The sequence below is a fragment of the Parabacteroides sp. PH5-46 genome, from assembly GCF_029892785.1.
GTDB lineage: Bacteria > Bacteroidota > Bacteroidia > Bacteroidales > Tannerellaceae > DFXE01.
Genome location: NZ_JARXXA010000023.1, coordinates 23029 through 42072 on the forward strand (window position 1 = coordinate 23029; position 19044 = coordinate 42072).

Annotated in this window: 17 protein-coding genes; 9 read left to right on the top strand and 8 right to left on the bottom strand. The window is 44.3% G+C overall.

Features of this window, described 5'->3' with window-relative positions:
* Nucleotides 1-15: 15 nt before the first annotated feature.
* Genes M2470_RS17140 through metA form a run of 3 tightly spaced genes read right to left on the bottom strand, consistent with a single transcriptional unit; the run spans nucleotide 16 to nucleotide 3597 of the window.
* Nucleotides 16-819 carry a peptidylprolyl isomerase gene (locus M2470_RS17140; RefSeq protein ID WP_280746233.1) on the bottom strand — a complete coding sequence of 268 codons (804 nt, stop codon included), beginning with the start codon at nucleotides 817-819 and terminating at the stop codon, nucleotides 16-18.
* Nucleotides 816-2675: a U32 family peptidase gene (locus tag M2470_RS17145; protein WP_280746234.1), complete on the bottom strand. Its 1860-nt coding sequence runs from the start codon at nucleotides 2673-2675 to the stop codon at nucleotides 816-818. Before M2470_RS17145 ends, M2470_RS17140 begins: the two co-directional genes overlap by 4 nt.
* Nucleotides 2665-3597 (bottom strand): homoserine O-succinyltransferase, encoded by a 933-nt coding sequence (metA, locus tag M2470_RS17150; protein WP_280746235.1) that lies wholly within the window; start codon nucleotides 3595-3597, stop codon nucleotides 2665-2667. Before metA ends, M2470_RS17145 begins: the two co-directional genes overlap by 11 nt.
* A 133-nt stretch (nucleotides 3598-3730) precedes the next feature.
* Between metA and M2470_RS17155 the strand changes: the two genes are divergently transcribed.
* Nucleotides 3731-4030 carry a hypothetical protein gene (locus tag M2470_RS17155; RefSeq protein ID WP_280746236.1) on the top strand — a complete coding sequence of 100 codons (300 nt, stop codon included), beginning with the start codon at nucleotides 3731-3733 and terminating at the stop codon, nucleotides 4028-4030.
* Between the two features lie 18 nt (nucleotides 4031-4048).
* On the opposite strand, the gene M2470_RS17160 is transcribed toward M2470_RS17155, so the two are convergent.
* The 3 genes from M2470_RS17160 to tatA are packed head-to-tail and all read right to left on the bottom strand — an operon-like array spanning nucleotide 4049 to nucleotide 6090.
* A complete protein-coding gene (locus M2470_RS17160) occupies nucleotides 4049-5026 on the bottom strand; it encodes an isoaspartyl peptidase/L-asparaginase (protein ID WP_280746237.1) in 978 nt (325 codons plus the stop codon).
* Between the two features lie 12 nt (nucleotides 5027-5038).
* Nucleotides 5039-5884, bottom strand: a complete 846-nt coding sequence (gene tatC / locus M2470_RS17165) for a twin-arginine translocase subunit TatC (RefSeq protein WP_280746238.1) — start codon at nucleotides 5882-5884, stop codon at nucleotides 5039-5041.
* A gap of 2 nt (nucleotides 5885-5886) precedes the next feature.
* Nucleotides 5887-6090: a twin-arginine translocase TatA/TatE family subunit gene (gene tatA / locus M2470_RS17170; RefSeq protein ID WP_280746239.1), complete on the bottom strand. Its 204-nt coding sequence runs from the start codon at nucleotides 6088-6090 to the stop codon at nucleotides 5887-5889.
* Nucleotides 6091-6229: 139 nt separating this feature from the next.
* Here tatA and fabD point away from each other — a divergent pair, with 139 nt between their 5' ends.
* The 8 genes from fabD to trpA all read left to right on the top strand — a co-directional run bounded on the left by fabD (nucleotide 6230) and on the right by trpA (nucleotide 13737).
* Nucleotides 6230-7111, top strand: a complete 882-nt coding sequence (gene fabD, locus M2470_RS17175) for an ACP S-malonyltransferase (RefSeq protein WP_280746240.1) — start codon at nucleotides 6230-6232, stop codon at nucleotides 7109-7111.
* A 263-nt stretch (nucleotides 7112-7374) separates the two neighbouring features.
* A complete protein-coding gene (gene trpB / locus M2470_RS17180) occupies nucleotides 7375-8556 on the top strand; it encodes a tryptophan synthase subunit beta (protein ID WP_280746241.1) in 1182 nt (393 codons plus the stop codon).
* Between the two features lie 4 nt (nucleotides 8557-8560).
* Nucleotides 8561-9961 (top strand): anthranilate synthase component I family protein, encoded by a 1401-nt coding sequence (locus M2470_RS17185; RefSeq protein ID WP_280746242.1) that lies wholly within the window; start codon nucleotides 8561-8563, stop codon nucleotides 9959-9961.
* Nucleotides 9962-9972: 11 nt separating this feature from the next.
* On the top strand, nucleotides 9973-10542 hold the full coding sequence (locus M2470_RS17190; RefSeq protein WP_280746243.1) for an aminodeoxychorismate/anthranilate synthase component II: 570 nt from the start codon (nucleotides 9973-9975) through the stop codon (nucleotides 10540-10542).
* The gene (gene trpD, locus M2470_RS17195) at nucleotides 10539-11540 is read left to right on the top strand and encodes an anthranilate phosphoribosyltransferase (protein ID WP_280746244.1); all 1002 of its coding nucleotides are present in this window, start codon (nucleotides 10539-10541) and stop codon (nucleotides 11538-11540) included. The genes M2470_RS17190 and trpD overlap by 4 nt, the downstream gene beginning before the upstream one ends.
* On the top strand, nucleotides 11537-12334 hold the full coding sequence (gene trpC, locus M2470_RS17200; protein WP_280746245.1) for an indole-3-glycerol phosphate synthase TrpC: 798 nt from the start codon (nucleotides 11537-11539) through the stop codon (nucleotides 12332-12334). The genes trpD and trpC overlap by 4 nt, the downstream gene beginning before the upstream one ends.
* Entirely contained in the window at nucleotides 12331-12951 is a 621-nt protein-coding gene (locus M2470_RS17205; RefSeq protein ID WP_280746246.1) for a phosphoribosylanthranilate isomerase, read from the top strand. Before trpC ends, M2470_RS17205 begins: the two co-directional genes overlap by 4 nt.
* Nucleotides 12952-12960: 9 nt before the next feature.
* The gene (trpA, locus tag M2470_RS17210) at nucleotides 12961-13737 is read left to right on the top strand and encodes a tryptophan synthase subunit alpha (protein WP_280746247.1); all 777 of its coding nucleotides are present in this window, start codon (nucleotides 12961-12963) and stop codon (nucleotides 13735-13737) included.
* Between the two features lie 226 nt (nucleotides 13738-13963).
* Here trpA and M2470_RS17215 read toward each other — a convergent pair whose 3' ends face one another.
* Nucleotides 13964-14545, bottom strand: a complete 582-nt coding sequence (locus M2470_RS17215; protein ID WP_280746248.1) for a Crp/Fnr family transcriptional regulator — start codon at nucleotides 14543-14545, stop codon at nucleotides 13964-13966.
* A 132-nt stretch (nucleotides 14546-14677) separates the two neighbouring features.
* Nucleotides 14678-19042, bottom strand: coding sequence for a carbamoyl-phosphate synthase (glutamine-hydrolyzing) large subunit (carB, locus tag M2470_RS17220; RefSeq protein ID WP_348524222.1), 4365 nt, complete (start codon nucleotides 19040-19042; stop codon nucleotides 14678-14680).
* Between the last annotated feature and the right edge of the window lie 2 nt (nucleotides 19043-19044).

A 19044-nucleotide genomic window follows, 5' to 3' on the forward strand; every position in this document is an offset into this window, starting at 1 on the left:
CGTTCTGCGTTCTGCTTAATTAAAGACTTTCGTCGCTAAAATCACAATATCCTTTTCCGGACGATCGTTTTTGTCGGTCTGTACTAAGGACATTTTTTCTACGATATCGAAGCCTTCCGTTACTTCTCCGAAGATGGTTAAAGAGCCGTCTAAATGAGGAACTCCACCAATTGTTTTATAGTATTCTCTTCTGTCTGCCGGAATCTTTATCGGGCCGTCTTCGGCTATCTTGTCAAAGACCATAACTGAAGCCTGAGTTTCCAGGGAATCGAGGTCTGCATCCGGATTTTCCTTTTTCAACTGATCCAGAAACTTATAATGCAACCAGTTTTTATGAATATCGTTTATCCGGCTTTCCCGTTGATCCAGCTCTTCATCGGTATGCACTTTGCCTTGCACAAAGCAGAACTGTGTTCCGGCAGAGGCTCGTTCCGGGTTATCGGCATCCATCTCTTTGGCATCAATCAAGGCGCCTCGTTTATTGAAGTATTTAGGTAGTATCTCAGCCGGAACGGTGTATCCTCCATCCCCGTCTCCATACAGTTTTCCGGGTACACGTTCCTTGCTTGAAGGATCGCCTCCCTGTACCACAAAATCTTTAATCACCCGATGGAAGATCATCCCTTCATATTCATTGCTTTGGCACAATTTAATGAAGTTGTCACGATGCAGAGGGGTATCCTCGTAAAGCAAAACTGTGACATCTCCCATGTTTGTACTAACGGTTACATAAACCGGTTTCGTCAAATCAAGCGGTTTCTCCTTACATGCTGCCAACAAGAAAAGGACAGCCAACGTAATTAATAGCATCTGTTTCATGTGTTTATATTTAAAGTTCTATAAATAACCATCCGACAGTTTTTGCAGTCAAACTCCAGACGTAAAGGGGTGTCTTTATACAACAAATAGAACGGTTCTTTATAGAGTGAAGCCTGTTTATGGAACTTTGGACACCAGCCCATACTGTATCTCAGGCAATGTTTGGTGAACATCAGCGGAACGTCCTCTTGGGGAGACAATTCAAAGGCCGGAGCTACACTCTCCACTCCATGTTGTCGGTAGAAGGCTTCTGCCTGACTGTTAGACACATTCCCCAGGTATGTTAACTCCTGCTCCGGATAGGCCAATGCTTCTTCAGCTAAAGGTTTTCTGAGCTCGCGACGATAACGGATCCCCCGGTTTAAGATCAGCTTCTCCACTGCTTTGCGCCGCATTTCAGACAGAAGAGAAGACGGAACAAACCAGTTATCAGACATCGAAACGATCATCTCATCTGCCCTGAAGGGAGTATTACCTAGTCGGGAAAGCTGTTCTTTGATATTAGTCTCCTGCTCTTTTCTGGCAAGTTCTTTTTCAAAGGGGGTTGTCAGCATCACTCGGACATCGGTCTCGTCTGTCAGGCAAAGGGTAAAGCCAAAGGGATTATCCAGAAACTCCATCCGCACAGGGATAGTCCGCTCTGCCGAGGGTTTGGACAAGAGCTTTTCAAAGGCCTGGTCGTAGTTCCGGTAAATAGCCGCCTTTTGTTGCACAGAGGGCATCTCCAGAGGGAATACACGATTATCCTCTGCTTTGTTTACCCGAAATCCTTCCAGTTCGCCTCGTTTATTAAAGAAGGCTAGGCCATCTCCATTATTTATTTGTTTGATTCCTGCTATGGTAAAGGAATTTCCCTTTATTTCCTTTACGTGCCCTATCGGCTCTCCCAACGATTTTGGGGTGTCAAAAGAGGTGATGTCTGCCGTTCGCTTTTTCAGGAAAAAGGGAGTAAAGCCCCGGTTGAAACTCTTTTCCGGAAGGGGTTCAAAGGTGTAGGTACACTGTCCTGCAGATGCTTGTTTGTATTCCGCCCGACGGGCAAAAATAGCATCCAGCTGCTTACGATAATAAGCCGTGATATTCTTCACATAAGTAACATCTTTCAGACGGCCTTCTATCTTGAACGAGGACACACCGGCATCCAGCAAGTCCTCCAGATGTCCGCTACGGTTCATATCTTTCAGCGACAGCAGGTGTTTGTCACGCACAATCACCTTCCCATCAGCATCTAACATGGTATAGGGCAAGCGACAAGATTGCGCACATTCGCCCCGGTTTGCACTACGCCCGCTAAGGGAAGCGCTCAGATAGCATTGTCCGCTATAGCTAACGCACAAGGCCCCATGTACAAACACTTCTAGGGCTACCGACGTTTGCCCGGCTATATTCCGTATCTCAGGCAGTGATAATTCACGGGCAAGCACTACCTGTGAAAACCCGGCAGACTCCAGAAAGCGGACTTTCTCAGGGGTACGATTATCGGTTTGTGTACTAGCATGCAAAGGGATAGGTGGTATATCCAGACGGGTAATCCCCATATCCTGTACGATAAGAGCATCGACTCCTGTCTGATACAGTTCACGAATCAGTATTTCCGTTTCTTTCAGCTCTTCTTCCTTTAGTATTGTATTCAGAGCCACATAGATGCGGGCATCGTAGGTATGGGCAAACTCACAGAGTTGGCGAATATCATCCAACGAGTTACCCGCTGCCGCCCGGGCGCTGAACTTCGGAGCCCCGATATATACAGCATCCGCCCCATGACGAATCGCCTCCATCCCGCAAATAAGATCCTTTGCCGGAGAAAGCAGTTCTATTTTTCCCCTAGGGGGGATTAAAGGGGCCTTAGAGTTCATTCAGATTCTTAATATCTTCTATCCGGAATGGTGTTTCCTGGTATACGTAATAGTTGAGCCAATTGGTAAACAGCAAATTAGCATGTCCTCTCCAACGAACAACAGGTCCTAAAGCCGGATCATTATTCCGGTAATAATTGGTAGGGACGTTGATAGGCAATCCTTTGTCCACATCACGGATATACTCATCGTTCAGGGTATAAGGCGAATACTCCGAATGCCCGGTAATATAGAACTCCCTACCTCCGCGCGACATAGCCATATACACGCCCGATTCTTCACTTTCCGAAAGAAGCATCAGCTCCGGGACCTTCAATATATCTTCCCTGCGGATCTCCGTATGCCGACTGTGGGGCACATAGAATTCCTCGTCAAAGCCTCTGAATATCGGCAGGAAAGGTTCGCGCAAAGTATGTCTGAACACCCCGAACTTCTTTGCCGCCAAGGCATATTTGGGAACGCCATAAAAATGATACAGAGCCGCTTGTGCTGCCCAGCAGATGTATAACGTAGACGTCACATGCCTACGCGCCCAATCGAAAATACCGGTTATCTCCTCCCAGTAGTTCACTTCCTCAAAAGCCATTTGCTCTACCGGAGCACCGGTCACGATCAAACCGTCATAATATTGATCCGCTATCTCGTCAAAGTCTTTATAAAACTCCTGCATATGCTCAATAGGCGTATTCTTGGGCGTATGTCCCTTGATTTTCATAAACTCCACTTCTATCTGCAAGGGCGTATTACTCAACAAACGGATAAGGTCTGTTTCCGTCGTAATCTTCAGCGGCATCAGATTGAGCACCACCACACGCAATGGCCTGATATCCTGTGCAGAGGCTCTCAGTGAATCCATCACAAAAATATGCTCTTTCTTCAGCAGATCAATCGCCGGTAAGTTCTTTTGTAAATTTAATGGCATTTGTCAAACGTTATATTTCATCACAAATTTAAAGAAAAATATGCAATCTATAAACATCACTCAGCATATATCACACCAGTCTTCAATAAGCAGGGAAAAACCATAAAAACAGACGTACTTCTTGGTAAAATAATTGACTTATTTTTGGTTGCCGATATATGTCGGCAATATTGCCGATAACTATCAACAATTCTGCCGACAATTGTCAGCAGGCTTGCCGATAATTATCGGCAACCAAAAACAAGCAATAAAAATTCAGGCATTATCAACTCAAATTTGCCCAGCATTGGGAACGATTCAAGGCTGTGAAGAGGAATCGAATGTTCCTTTCAGAAACTTCATGGCTCATCAACACCTCAAGACTTTGAAAGAGGAAATAGCTAATTACAAAAAAAGTCGGGATAAAAACAACAATTTCAAACTATTATTCTGATTGACTGAAGTTTGCCAATCACCTTAAGGTTTCTTTAATACCAGTTTTCTTTACTATATCCGGATTGTTTTTCTCTTTGTAGATATATCCGCGAAACATGCCGTCGGTATTGAAGGGCATGGCTATATTACCTTCTTTATCAATGGCAATCAGGCCTCCCTCTCCGGCATTCGGACTCAGTTCTTGGTGGATAATGTAGTTGGCGGATTCTTCTACGGATTCGTGCAGGTATTTGTAGCGGGCGCAAAGATTGAAGGCTACGGCATGCCGGATGAAGTATTCTCCATGGCCTGTACAGGATACGGCGCAGCTGTTATTATCGGCATAAGTACCGGCTCCTATCACTGGGGAATCGCCAACGCGTCCCCAACGTTTTCGCAGCGTTCCCCCTGTACTGGTACCAGCTGTAAGGTTGCCTTCCTTATCTAAAACGACACAACCTACGGTGCCTTTCTTATCTGCTTCCTTCTTGAATTCTTCGATCCACTGTAAGGTTTTCGGTGTAGCAAAATAGAGGTTATCTTCTACAGTCTCCAGCCCTTGCTCCTTTGCAAACTGGTCGGCACCGGAGCCACTTAACATCACGTGAGGAGATTGTGTCATCACGGCATAGGCTGCATTGATGGGGTTCTTCACTGTTTTTACTCCGGCAACTGCTCCGGCGCTCAGGTCTTTCCCTTGCATAATAGAAGCATCAAGCTCGAATGTACCCTCAGCCGAGACAGTAGCACCTTTCCCGGCATTAAACAAAGGGTTATTTTCTAGGTAATTAACAACAGCCATAACCACCTTAGCTCCTTCCGTTCCTTTTGATAACAACTCATTACCAATCAGCAAGGCCGAATCAAGGGCGGCGTAGTATTGCCGGGCTATGGGCGAATCGTCTGTAAGACCTTTCATAGCTCCGGCTCCTCCGTGTATGGCAATAGCATATTCACGTTGGGCGAAGCTATGAAACGAAACCAATAACAAGAGAATACTAAAGATTCTTTTCATTGGAATATGATCTTAATTGTTAGCTACTTCGGGTAGATATTCGTCTTCGTCGTCTTCATCTTCCGGCGGAGCAGGCTTCACAAAGAATGCACTCAACTCAAACAAGAAATAGAGCGGGATAAATACAATCATTAAAGTGAAGGGGTCGCCACTGGGTGTAATAAAGGCTGCCAGAACAAGCAATCCAACAACCGCATGCCGGCGATACTTATGAAATAATGAACGATTGACAAGTCCCAGCTGAGACAACAGCCACGACAGCAAAGGCATCTCAAACATGATACCCATAATGAATATCAACATCAGGAAGTTGTCCATGTAGGACTCCAAAGATACCTGTTCCGTAATCGCTTCACTAATCTGATAAGTAGCCAAAAAACGCAGTGTTACAGGGAATACCATAAAATAACCTACGGCACATCCTACAAAAAACATACCTGTTCCGAAAAGGAATACCCAAGCTACACTCCTCTTTTCATTATCATATAAAGCCGGACGGATAAATTTCCATACTTCATACATCAGATAAGGGAAAGTAAGTACCAGGGCCAGCCAGAAAGAGGTGGTCATGTGTGTGAAGAACTGCGAGGCTAACTTTATATTAAAGATATGTATCCTGAAACTGGTGTCGCAAAAATCACTTACGACACCAAAAAACGAAGCTGCCTTACAGAATAACTGATATGTAATAAAATCGCCTTTTGTAGGCGCCATAATAACACCATCGAATATTCCATACTCTCCGCGCATGAACGCGAAAAGGCCTATCATAAAGATAAAAAGTGCAGCTAAAGATCGGAAAATGGTCCAACGAAGATCTTCCAGGTGATCCCAGAACGACATTTCATTTTGTTCCATCTTTATTTCTTATCAGAAGTATCTGTATCGTCTAGTTTAATATCGTCTTCAAGGCCTTTTACTCCGTCTTTGAAATTCTTCACTCCCTTACCAATACCTTTCATTAATTCGGGAATTTTCTTACCACCAAAAAGCAATAAAACGATGATAGCGATAATCACAATTTCGCCTGTTCCTAAATTTCCAAGAAATAATAATTCAGTCATGATATTATAATTAAATGTTAGTAATATAGCTTGTTTAATGCGACAAATATACAATATGTAAAGCAAAGATACCTGATTATTCATTTTTTATTACCTTTGCGCCGTCTTAAAAATCTGAAATTAGAAAAAGATTAGAAATATGAAAGCATATGTATTTCCGGGGCAAGGTGCCCAGTTTGTTGGAATGGGGAAAGATCTATATGATAATAATCCCCTTGCTAAAGAGTTATTTGAAAAAGCAAACGAAATTCTCGGATTCCGTATCACAGACCTGATGTTTGAAGGAACAGATGATGATTTGAAACAGACAAAGGTTACACAGCCTGCTATATTCTTACACTCGGTAATCCTGGCAAAAACATTGGGAGACCAATTTAAACCGGATATGACAGCCGGGCACTCACTGGGTGAATTCTCTGCCTTAGTAGCTGCCGGAGCTTTATCTTTTGAAGATGGGTTGGTATTGGTATCCAAGCGTGCCATGGCCATGCAGAAAGCATGCGAAGCTACTCCTTCTACAATGGCTGCCGTACTGGCACTTCCAGACGCTAAAGTAGAAGAAGTTTGCGCCACAATTACCGACGAAATCGTAATTCCGGCCAATTACAATAGTCCGGGACAGGTTGTTATTTCAGGTACCATCCCTGGAGTAGACAAAGCCTGCGAACTACTACTGGCTGCCGGAGCAAAACGCGCACTGAAACTGAAAGTGGGCGGCGCTTTCCACTCTCCACTGATGGAGCCTGCACGGGAAGAGCTTGCTGCGGCAATACAAAACACTATATTCAACAAGCCGGTTTGCCCGGTTTATCAAAATGTGGATGCCAAGCCACAAACAGAGGCAGAAGTTATTAAAACTAACCTGATTTCGCAGCTGACATCACCGGTACGCTGGACGCAGATCGTAGAATATATGATTGCTGACGGAGCCGACCACTTCATTGAATTAGGTCCCGGAACCGTGTTGCAAGGCTTGGTAAAGAAGGTAAACAACCAGGTAACAACCGAAGGCAAACAATAAAATCATATAAACATTTTTCAAAAAAGTAGATAAAATATTTGCAGATTGTTAGACAATCCATATATTTGCTGTCGAAATAACAGAAAAAGAAATGAATTTTAGTTTAGTAAATACATATTGGTGGCGCTTCCTACTACTCCATAAAGTCGTAAGGAATGCAGACCTGTGTATATACTAGTACATAAAGAAAGGATATTTTCAGAAAGGCCTGTCGCACTTGCGACAGGCCTTTTTTGTTTTAACACAATTCAATTTTACAGAATATGAAAACGTATCAAGTAGACAAAAATGGGTATTACGGCAAGTTTGGGGGAGCATATATCCCTGAAGTGTTACACCAATGTGTGGAAGATTTGAAAGAGCAGTATCTTACGGTATTAGAGAGCGAAAGTTTCAGACAAGAGTATATCCAGCTGCTCCGCGACTATGTGGGTCGCCCCTCTCCTCTTTACCTGACAAGAAGAATGAGTCAAAAATATGGTTGCAAAATTTACCTGAAACGGGAAGACCTGAACCATACCGGCGCACACAAGATAAACAACACAATCGGACAGATCCTACTGGCACGGCGAATGGGGAAAACAAGAATTATAGCCGAAACAGGAGCCGGACAGCACGGAGTGGCAACAGCTACCGTATGTGCCCTGATGGGTATGGAGTGTATTGTGTATATGGGTAAAACCGATATCGAAAGACAAAGGCCCAATGTGCAGAAAATGCAGATGCTGGGGGCAACCGTCATACCCGTTACTTCCGGAAATATGACCTTAAAAGACGCTACAAACGAGGCCATACGAGACTGGTGCTGTCATCCGGCCGACACATTTTATATTATCGGTTCGGTTGTAGGACCTCATCCGTATCCGGATATGGTAGCACGTCTGCAATCCGTTATCAGTGAAGAGATAAAGAAACAGTTATTAAAAAAAGAAGGAAGGGATTACCCGGATTATCTGATAGCCTGTGTAGGTGGAGGGAGCAATGCCGCCGGAACAATCTATCACTATCTGGACGACGAACGAGTTAAGATCGTATTGGCTGAAGCCGGAGGAAAAGGGATCGATTCCGGTATGAGTGCTGCCACGATTCAACTAGGGAAGAAAGGGGTATTACACGGAGCTTTTACATTAGTCATACAAGACGAAGACGGGCAAATAGAAGAGCCATATTCCATATCTGCCGGACTGGACTATCCGGGGATCGGCCCCATCCATGCCAACCTGGCAAGCAGCGGACGAGCTACTGTATTGGCAATAAACGATGACGAAGCGCTAAAGGCCGCTTTTGAGCTCACACACCAGGAGGGTATCATCCCCGCCTTGGAAAGTGCCCACGCCCTTGGAGCCTTAGACAAACTAAGCTTCAAACCGGATGACATCGTAGTCTTAACCCTATCGGGACGAGGAGACAAGGATATGGAAACGTATTTAATGATTAATGATTAATAGAATGTACAAATTTAAGACTATAAGTAAGAAGGTGTTGGGCGACTTGCATACGCCGATAAGTATCTATCTGAAAGTTAGAGATATTTATCCTGAATCTGCTTTGCTGGAAAGTTCGGATTTTCACGGAAACGAGAACAGTCTCTCCTACATTGCCTTATGTCCGATTGCCAGTATAGGGATTAATAAAGGGGAAAGTACCTCTATCTTTCCGGATGGAAGAGTAGAAACGGCTCCTCTCTCTCCTATTCGGGGAGTAGAGAATGCCCTGAACGCTTTCCTCTCACTCATCAAAGTAGAAGGAGAGTATAGTGAGGCTTACGGTCTGTTTGGATACACAGCTTTTGATGCTGTACGCTACTTTGAAAACATCCCGGTGATGGAGGCTCACCATGAGGAGAACGACGCTCCGGATATGTTATACATACTGTATCGCTACATGATTATTTTTGATCATTTCAAGAATGAACTTACATTGATAGAACTCCTCAAAAATGGAGAGTGTAGCCGCTTGCAAGAGATTGAAACATTGATTGAAAACCGCAATTACGCTTCTTACAATTTCCGGACAGTGGGTATGGAAATATCCCCCATCTCTGATGAAGAATATAAAGCCATGGTTCGGCAAGGCGTAAAGCATTGTCTGCGAGGCGATGTCTTCCAGATTGTACTGAGCCGTAGATTTGAACAAGCTTTTAAAGGGGATGACTTTAAGGTGTATCGCGCATTGCGTAGCATAAACCCCTCTCCTTACTTGTTTTACTTTGATTTCGGAGGCTTTCGCATCTTTGGTTCTTCGCCTGAAACACACTGTAAAGTCAAGCAAGGACATGCGAGTATCGATCCTATTGCCGGAACGGCTTTTCGTAGTGGGAATGCGTCTATAGACAAGCTACGCACAGAAGCTCTCCTCTCCGACCCGAAAGAAAATGCAGAACATGTGATGTTGGTAGACCTAGCTCGTAATGACCTGAGTAGGAATACCCGTAATGTACAAGTTGATTTCTACAAGGAAGTCCAGTATTACAGTCATGTCATCCACCTGGTCTCACGAGTAAGCGGAGATATAGATTCAGACAGCAATCCGGTAAAAACATACATAGATACCTTTCCGGCCGGCACATTAAGCGGAGCGCCTAAGGTTAGAGCGATGCAACTTATTACTGAAATTGAAAAACTGAATCGCGGAGCCTATGGCGGATGTATCGGCTTTATAGGATTGAACGGCGATCTGAATCAGGCAATTACAATCCGCTCATTCGTCAGTCGCGGCAATGTATTATACTATCAAGCGGGCGCCGGAATTGTAGCAAAAAGCAATGACGAACGTGAATTACAGGAGGTTAACAATAAGTTAGGTGCTCTTAAAAAAGCCATTGATCTGGCCGAAACACTAATCAATTAAACTCGTATAAGATGAAAATACTATTGTTAGACAATTACGACTCGTTCACCTACAACCTGTTACACATACTGAAAGAATCCGGTGCCGATGTTGAAGTACATCGTAATGACCAAATAGCACTGGAGGATGTTGAACGGTTTGACAAGATACTTCTTTCTCCAGGCCCCGGCATTCCTGAAGAAGCAGGAATCCTTTTGCCACTCATCAAGCGATATGCTGCAAGCAAGTCTATACTGGGAGTGTGTCTCGGAGAACAGGCTATAGGAGAAGCCTTTGGAGCTACTTTAGTCAATCTGGAAGAGGTGCATCATGGGGAATGTTCCGATATCCGCATAAAAATGAAAGACTCTCTGTTCGAGGGGTTAACCCCCGGTTTTCGTGCCGGACGCTATCACTCATGGGTTGTATCGAAGGGAGGCTTTCCAGATTGTCTTGAGATAACGGCAGAGGACAGCAAAGAGGGGCAAATCATGGCCTTACGACACAAAGAATATGACGTAAAAGGCATTCAATTTCATCCCGAATCCATATTAACTCCTAAAGGAAAAGATATACTAACCAACTGGGTAAAGCAATCATGAAACAGATATTATACAGGTTATTTGAACATCAATACTTAGGCAGGGAAGAGGCCAGGCAGATCCTATGCAATATCGTTGAAGGCAAATACAACGACTCGCAAATAGCCGGATTAATAACGGTTTACCTCATGCGTAATATTTCGGTAGAAGAGCTTACGGGATTCCGGGAAGCCTTGCTTGAAATGCGCGTCCCTGTGGACTTATCAGAGTTTACACCTATAGACATCGTTGGTACCGGCGGAGATGGCAAAAACACTTTTAATATCAGCACAGCAGCTTGTTTTGTTGTTGCCGGAGCCGGATATAATGTAGTAAAACACGGGAATTATGGTGCCACATCTGTTAGTGGAGCCAGCAATGTCATGGAGCAACATGGCATAAAATTCACAACAGATGTAAGCAAGCTACGTAAGTCTATGGAGAACTGCCAGATTGCCTATCTGCATGCTCCCCTTTTCAACCCGGCGCTGAAAGCGGTTGCTCCTGTCCGCAAAATGCTGAGAGTCCGTAGTTTTTTCAATATGTTAGGCCCTCTGGTGAATCCCGTCATCCCCACTTATCAACTACTGGGGGTATATAATCTGCCCCTACTCCGTTTGTATAGCTACACCTATCAGGAAAGCGGAACACGTTTTGCTGTAGTACACAGCTTGGACGGTTTTGACGAAATATCCCTCAGCTCGGAGTTTAAAGTCGCCATGCCAGAAAAAGAAAAAACATATACACCTGAAATGATCGGATTTCCCCGCTGCACAGAAGCAGACTTGGACGGAGGAAACACACCGGAGGAAGCAGCCGCTATCTTCGACAAAGTGCTGAATAACAAAGCTACACAAGCTCAAAAGAACTGCGTGATAGCCAATGCCGCCTTTGCCATACAGGTAATCTGTCCGAAAAAGACAATAGAAGAATGTATAGCCGAAGCACGAGAATCGTTAGAAAGCGGCAAAAGCTTAGAAACATTTAAGAAGTTCATTCAACTAAACCAATCATTATGAATAATATATTACAAGAAATTATAGCCAACAAGCGTATAGAAGTAGAACGGCAAAAACAAGCGGTAGACCTGCATACGCTCATAAGGATGGGTGGCGAATCGCTGGAACGTGAAACTCGTTCCATGAAAACAGCCTTAACAACATCTTCTTCTGGAATAATTGCCGAATTTAAACGTAAATCACCTTCCAAGGGATGGCTATTTCCGGATGCCGACGTAGAAAAAGTAGTTGCCCAATATGAAGAAAACGGAGCCTCAGCCTGTTCCATACTTACCGACGAAGCATATTTCGGAGGCTCATTAAACGACCTTCAGCAATCCCGCAAACAGGTAAAACTTCCTTTACTGAGAAAGGATTTCATCATTGATGAATATCAAATCTACCAGTCACGCATCATGGGAGCCGATGCGATTTTACTGATAGCTTCAGCTCTTACGACAGAGGAGTGTCTGCAATTTGCAAAGACGGCTCATAGCCTATCTCTGGAAGTACTATTGGAGATACATAACGAATCAGAACTCAACTTTATAAATCCATATATCAACCTCTTAGGTATAAATAATCGCAACTTGGAAACATTCCACACGGATATAGAGAACTCTTTCCGCTTGGCAGAAAAAATGCAGGCGGCAGGAGGGGATGCCCTATTAGTCTCCGAAAGCGGCATTTCAGACACTGAAGTTATCAAGCAGTTGAGAGCTTGCGGATTCCGAGGTTTCCTGATCGGTGAAACCTTCATGAAAACTAAACAGCCCGGAGAAACATTGTCTAACTTTATACATCAGTTGCAATGATCATAAAAGTATGCGGCATGCGTGATCCGGAAAATATCCGACAGCTAACAGCCTTAGATATAAACTGGATAGGATTTATTTTTTACGATAAATCGCCCCGGTTTTTCGGCATAAAAAATAAGACAAAGCCTGATGAAATTCCGAAAACAAAAATAGGCGTATTTGTAAATGCAAGCATAGAGGATATAACAGAAATAAGCTCAAAATATAGGCTAAATTACATACAGTTACATGGTAATGAATCGCCCGACCTGTGCTATACGCTCCACAAACAAGGATATAAACTTATCAAAGCTTTTCCGGTAAGTACAATAGATGATTTGGGACGCACCACAGATTACGAAGGATGCGTAGATTACTTCCTGTTTGATACGAAATGTGATACGTATGGAGGTTCCGGCAAACACTTCGACTGGTCTCTTTTATCGGCCTATCACGGAAAAACACCTTTTATCCTGAGCGGAGGTATCCAGGCGGAAAATATAGATGCCATTCGTCAAGTCTGCCATTCACAATTTGCAGGTATCGACCTGAATAGCGGTTTTGAAATGAAACCCGGTATAAAAGACATAAACAAACTATCAGAATTTATCAAGAAGGTTAAAACAATTAAATAACAATCAATTATGAATCGCATTACAGAATTATTCAATATGAAAAAAGTAGGCATAAAGTCCGTCTACTTTACTGCCGGATTTCCCAATATAAACGATACGCCTCATATCCTGAAAGCGCTACAGGAAAAAGGGATCGATATGGTAGAGATTGGTATCCCTTTTTCCGACCCAATGGCCGACGGGCCAGTTATACAGGATTCATCCACACGCGCTCTTCAAAACGGCATGACACTTCGACTGTTATTTGAGCAGTTAAAAGACATCCGCAAAGAAATTAAGATGCCTCTCGTCTTCATGGGCTACTTAAATCCTATTATACAGTTTGGCTTCAAGAACTTTTGCAAAAAATGCGCAGAGACAGGTATTGATGGAATGATCATTCCCGACTTACCTTTCGCCGACTACATGGCTGATTATAAAAAAATAGCAGAAGAATATGGCCTGAAAATAATTATGCTGATTACCCCGGAAACATCCGAAAAACGTATCCGCCTCATTGATGAACACACGGATGGCTTTATTTATATGGTATCAAGTGCTGCTGTAACCGGCACACAGCAAAGGTTTAATGAACAAAAAGAAGCCTATTTTCTTAGAATAAATAATATGGATTTACGCAATCCCAGACTAGTAGGCTTTGGCATCGGCAATAAAGCCACTTACAAAGCAGCAACAGCTCACTCATCCGGAGTAATCATCGGAAGTAAGTTTATCCAATTATTGACAAGCGAACCGACAATAGAAAATGCAGTTGATAAACTAGTAGAAATCTGGGAAGAAAAATGAAAAAATAAAAAGGACTGCGCGTTGCCACAGTCCTTTTTTCTGAGAATTAAAAACGTACCTAATCCATCTGTGTATAAATCTCATAGTTGAGGTTTGGTTTTGCTTAACTAATCATAAAAAAGTCTTACACCTTTACTCTGATACAAAGGTGAACAAAATTTATATAATATCACTTGATGTAAATCAATTAAGTCAAAACTCTGTCGTTTTATTGACATAGGTCAAGCTAAAGTATACTGGAGCGAACCCGGCTCAAGGTTTCGGGTGTCATTAATAGATAAGAAGCTATATGGATAAGCGGAACTCTCCTTACAATTTCAGGACGTTCTCTCAACAAACGACGATACCGTTCATTGGCATTTTCAAAACGAAAGGAATCAATTTTCCGTTGGACTTTAAGCAATACCTGCTCTATAATTTTCCTATATAAAACACTTATATCCGGATATTCATCCATAAGTGCTACTATTTCTTTATAAGGAATTCCATACAATACTGTAGGCTCTAAAGCCTCTATAAATAAATAGGTTGGTGTTTGAAGAAGATAACTCTCAATATTCATAAAAACATTTCCTTCACATGCAAGGTGTTCAGTAAAGTCTTTACCATTTTTATAATAGAATTGACGTATCAATCCACTATGAACAAAATACACACTATCAGCAACGTCTCCTTCTTTAAGGAAGCACTCATTCTTCTTCAATTCCACACGCACTAATATAGAGGCAAGCTTATCTACAGAATTGTCATTCAAAGTTGAGATTTTTTCACTCAGCTGTTGGACAATACTACTCTTATTTGTGTTCATGTTTAAGTATAATTCACTGAACAAAAATAACAATAAGCAATGAAATATTAAAATAAATTCCCTACACATTATAATATGTAGGGAATTTTTATAATTTAAATACGCATTACTATAAAAAGTGTGTAAATTTTATCATTTGTACTCCTTCCAGCTCTTAATCTGTAAATCACTTGTACTTAATGTACAAAAAGCCGTTATAAAAGCGTCTGCCAAACGTGCATTTGTCAATAATGGGATATTAAGGTCTATCGATGCCCGGCGGATTTTATATCCGTTATCCAACTCTCCGGCTGAAAGGTCGCGCGGTATATTGACTACCATATCGATCTTTTTCTCGCGAAGCATGTTTAAAGCCTGAGGCTGTCCTTCTTCACTCGGCCAATATACATGTGTACTTTCAATTCCGTTCTCTTTCAGGAAGCGATGTGTACCGCCTGTAGCATACAGGTTATACCCCTTCTTGGATAAAAGGCGGGCGGCGTCCAGCATATCCACCTTCTGCTTGGAAGTACCTGTCGAGAGCAGGATATTCTTCTTCGGAATTTGATATCCTACGGAAAGCATACTCTTCAATACGGCTTCCGAGGTATCATCGGCAATGCAGCCTACTTCGCCTGTGGAAGCCATGTCTACGCCCAATACTGGGTCTGCCTTTTGCAAGCGGCTGAACGAGAACTGCGAGGCCTTTATCCCCACATAGTCCAGGTCGAAGGCATTCTTCGTCAGTTTCTGAACAGGTAAGCCCAACATCACACGGGTTGCCAGTTCTATAAAGTTAATTTTTAACACCTTGCTAACAAACGGGAAGCTTCGCGAAGCTCTCAGATTACATTCTATCACCTTGATTTCATTGCCCTTTGCCAGGTATTGGATATTGAATGGGCCTGAGATATTCAGCTCTTTGGCGATCTGCTTGCTGATTCGTTTGATACGCCGAACGGTTTCTACATACAGCTTCTGCGCCGGGAATTGGATCGTTGCATCCCCACTGTGTACCCCTGCGAACTCGATATGTTCGCTGATGGCATACATGACGATTTCGCCCTTCTCGGCTACGGCATCCACCTCTACTTCCTTGGCGTGTTCTATGAACTGGCTCACTACCACCGGGTGTTTCTTGCTCACATTGGCAGCCAGTTTCAGGAAGCGCTCCAGCTCTTCCTGGTTCGAACAGACGTTCATGGCTGCTCCACTCAGCACGTAGCTGGGGCGCACCAGGACAGGAAAGCCCACCTCTTCTACAAAGGTATTGATGTCTTCCATCCGACTCAGCTCTTTCCAGCGCGGCTGGTCTACACCGATACGGTCGAGCATGGCGGAGAATTTATGTCTGTCTTCCGCATTATCAATGCTTTGGGCAGATGTTCCCAAGATGTTTACATGTTGTTCGTCCAGGCGTATGGCCAGGTTGTTCGGGATTTGTCCACCCGTTGAAACTATCATTCCATGCGGGTTTTCAAGTTCATGGATGTCCATTACCCGTTCAAAGGTAAGTTCGTCAAAGTACAGCCGATCGCACATATCATAGTCTGTCGATACAGTCTCCGGGTTGTAGTTTATCATCACCGAGCGCCAGCCTTCCTTCCGGATTGTATTGAGTGCCTGTACGCCACACCAGTCGAACTCTACCGAGCTTCCGATACGATAGGCTCCCGAGCCCAGTACAATGATTGAACGCCTGTCACCCAGGTAATGTACATCGCTCTCTATCCCATTATATGTAAGGTACAGGTAATTCGTTTGTGCGGGATATTCGGCAGCCAGAGTATCAATCTGCTTCACTACCGGAAGTATCTTTCTGAATTTCCGTTCCTGGCGTACCAGCAGGCTGGCCTTTTCCGCATCGGTCATCCCTTCTTTAAAAATAGCCCGAGCAATCTGGAAGTCTGAAAATCCCTGGCTTTTAGCAGTACGGAAGAGCGAGTCCGGGATATCCGCAATCTTGCCATAGCATTCCAACTCGTCGGCCGTGCGGATGATATTATGTAGTTTCTGTAAAAACCACTTGTCTATCTTTGTCAGCTCATGTATCTGATCTATCGTATATCCACCAGAGCGAAAGGCTTTGCTAATTACAAACACCCGGCTGTCGGTAGGCTCTTTCAAAGCCTTGTCGATATCCGGCAATACCAGTTCTTTATTCTCTACAAAGCCATGCATTCCCTGCCCTATCATGCGAAGCCCTTTCTGGATGGCCTCTTCAAAGGTACGTCCGATAGCCATCACCTCGCCTACGGACTTCATGCTGGAGCCTAGCTCACGGTCTACTCCCTGGAACTTCCCTAAATCCCAACGCGGGATCTTGCAGACTACATAGTCTAAGGCCGGTTCAAAGAAAGCGCTGGTTGTTTTAGTTACCGAGTTTTTCAGGTCGAATAAGCCATAACCCAGTCCCAACTTAGCTGCCACAAAGGCCAGCGGATAACCGGTTGCTTTCGAGGCCAGAGCAGACGAGCGGCTCAGGCGGGCATTCACCTCAATCACCCTGTAATCTTCACTTTCCGGGTCGAGGGCATATTGCACATTACACTCTCCTACGATGCCGATGTGGCGGATAATGCGGATGGCTAATTCCCTCAGTTTGTGATATTCTGAATTGGTAAGCGTCTGAGACGGAGCAATTACGATACTCTCGCCGGTATGGATGCCCAGCGGGTCGAAGTTCTCCATATTACAGACGGTGATACAGTTGTCGAAGCGGTCGCGCACCACCTCGTATTCCACTTCTTTCCAGCCTTTCAGGCTCTTTTCTACCAGCACTTGCGGAGAGAACGAGAAGGCTTTTTCCGCCAGCGCATTCAGCTCTTCTTCATTATCGCAGAAGCCGGAGCCCAGTCCTCCCAAGGCATAAGCCGCCCGGATAATCACCGGATAGCCCAGTTCGGCAGCCGCCCGGCGGGCATCTTCTATGGTATTAACCGCTTCACTCTTAATAGTCTTAACGTTTATCTCATCCAGCTTGCGGACAAACAACTCGCGGTCTTCCGTATCCATGATAGCCTGAACCGGCGTACCCAGAACGCGGACATTGTATTTTTCCAACACCCCGCTTTGATACAAGGCTACCCCGCAGTTAAGCGCCGTTTGCCCTCCGAAAGCCAGCAGTATACCTTCCGGACGCTCTTTTTCGATTACTTTCTCTACAAAAAAAGGAGTAACGGGTAGAAAATAAACAGTGTCCGCAACTCCTTCCGACGTCTGAACCGTGGCGATATTGGGGTTTATCAACACCGTTTCTATCCCCTCTTCTTTAATCGCCTTAAGGGCTTGCGAACCGGAATAGTCAAACTCCCCGGCTTCCCCGATCTTAAGAGCTCCGGAACCGAGAACAAGTACTTTTCCACCCCGAAACTCACCCCCCAACCCCCTAAAGGGGGGGCAAAGAGCGACCTCATTAGCCCCCCCTTTAGGGGGCTGGGGGGGCATTGCTTCGACAAACATGTCGAAGATAAACTCCGTGTCGGTTGGTCCGCTGCTTGCTTCGGGGTGGAATTGGGAGGAGAAGAAGGGTTTGGTTTTGTGTCTGATTCCCTCGTTCGTGCCATCGTTCATGTTAACGAAAAGCGGCTCCCAGTCTGCGCCCAGGGTATTATCGTCTACAGCGTATCCATGATTCTGCGAAGTAATGAAACATTTGTTGGTTCCTACCATCCTTACAGGTTGGTTGTGACTCCGGTGTCCGTACTTCAGCTTATAGATAGAAGCACCTCCGGCCTTGCCCAATAGCTGGTTCCCCATACAGATCCCGCAAATTGGTTTGTCTCCGGAAAGCGCTTTGCGGATATTCTGCACGGCAGCATCACAAGTATCGGGGTCTCCCGGTCCGTTACTGATAAACAGACCATCATATTCTAGTTGGTTAAAATCATAATCCCAGGGGACACGTATCACCGTAACACCCCGTTTCAACAGACAGCGAATGATGTTATGTTTAACGCCACAGTCTACCAGAACAACTTTCTTTTTACCTTCTCCGGCCCCATAGGTAATGACCTCTTTTGTAGATACTATTGCTACCTGATTGATGGCATTCGGGTCACAAAAATCTATCTCGTCCGGTTTATCTAATACGATCTTTCCTTTCATGCTTCCTTTTTCGCGAAGCAATTTGGTCAGCGCACGGGTATCTATGCCGTATATGCCGGGAATTTGCTCTTTTTTCAGCCATTGACTTAAGCTTTCTACGGCATTCCAGTGGCTGTATTCCTTGCTATAATCGCTTACGATAATGGCATCCGCATAAATACGGTCGCTCTCCATAAAGGTAGACAATCCATTTTCTTCATAGGTTTGGGAAGGTACGCCATAATTACCTATCAACGGATAGGTTAGCACCATGAGCTGGCCAGCATAGGAAGGGTCTGTCAAACTTTCCGGATAACCCGTCATAGCCGTATTGAACACTACTTCACCGGCAACAGCCTTCTCGTATCCAAAGGAGATACCGTGAAAAACGCTGCCGTCGTCTAAAATCAAAGTCGCTGTTCTGTCTGTCATAT

Bases quoted from the DNA above. Each gene is read 5' to 3' on its own strand.
- M2470_RS17140 (WP_280746233.1), bottom strand. From the start codon at position 819: ATGAAACAGATGCTATTAATTACGTTGGCTGTCCTTTTCTTGTTGGCA.
- M2470_RS17145 (WP_280746234.1), bottom strand. From the start codon at position 2,675: ATGAACTCTAAGGCCCCTTTAATCCCCCCTAGGGGAAAAATAGAACTG.
- metA (WP_280746235.1), bottom strand. From the start codon at position 3,597: ATGCCATTAAATTTACAAAAGAACTTACCGGCGATTGATCTGCTGAAG.
- M2470_RS17160 (WP_280746237.1), bottom strand. From the start codon at position 5,026: ATGAAAAGAATCTTTAGTATTCTCTTGTTATTGGTTTCGTTTCATAGC.
- tatC (WP_280746238.1), bottom strand. From the start codon at position 5,884: ATGGAACAAAATGAAATGTCGTTCTGGGATCACCTGGAAGATCTTCGT.
- tatA (WP_280746239.1), bottom strand. From the start codon at position 6,090: ATGACTGAATTATTATTTCTTGGAAATTTAGGAACAGGCGAAATTGTG.
- fabD (WP_280746240.1), top strand. From the start codon at position 6,230: ATGAAAGCATATGTATTTCCGGGGCAAGGTGCCCAGTTTGTTGGAATG.
- trpB (WP_280746241.1), top strand. From the start codon at position 7,375: ATGAAAACGTATCAAGTAGACAAAAATGGGTATTACGGCAAGTTTGGG.
- M2470_RS17185 (WP_280746242.1), top strand. From the start codon at position 8,561: ATGTACAAATTTAAGACTATAAGTAAGAAGGTGTTGGGCGACTTGCAT.
- M2470_RS17190 (WP_280746243.1), top strand. From the start codon at position 9,973: ATGAAAATACTATTGTTAGACAATTACGACTCGTTCACCTACAACCTG.
- trpD (WP_280746244.1), top strand. From the start codon at position 10,539: ATGAAACAGATATTATACAGGTTATTTGAACATCAATACTTAGGCAGG.
- trpC (WP_280746245.1), top strand. From the start codon at position 11,537: ATGAATAATATATTACAAGAAATTATAGCCAACAAGCGTATAGAAGTA.
- M2470_RS17205 (WP_280746246.1), top strand. From the start codon at position 12,331: ATGATCATAAAAGTATGCGGCATGCGTGATCCGGAAAATATCCGACAG.
- trpA (WP_280746247.1), top strand. From the start codon at position 12,961: ATGAATCGCATTACAGAATTATTCAATATGAAAAAAGTAGGCATAAAG.
- M2470_RS17215 (WP_280746248.1), bottom strand. From the start codon at position 14,545: ATGAACACAAATAAGAGTAGTATTGTCCAACAGCTGAGTGAAAAAATC.
- carB (WP_348524222.1), bottom strand. From the start codon at position 19,042: ATGACAGACAGAACAGCGACTTTGATTTTAGACGACGGCAGCGTTTTT.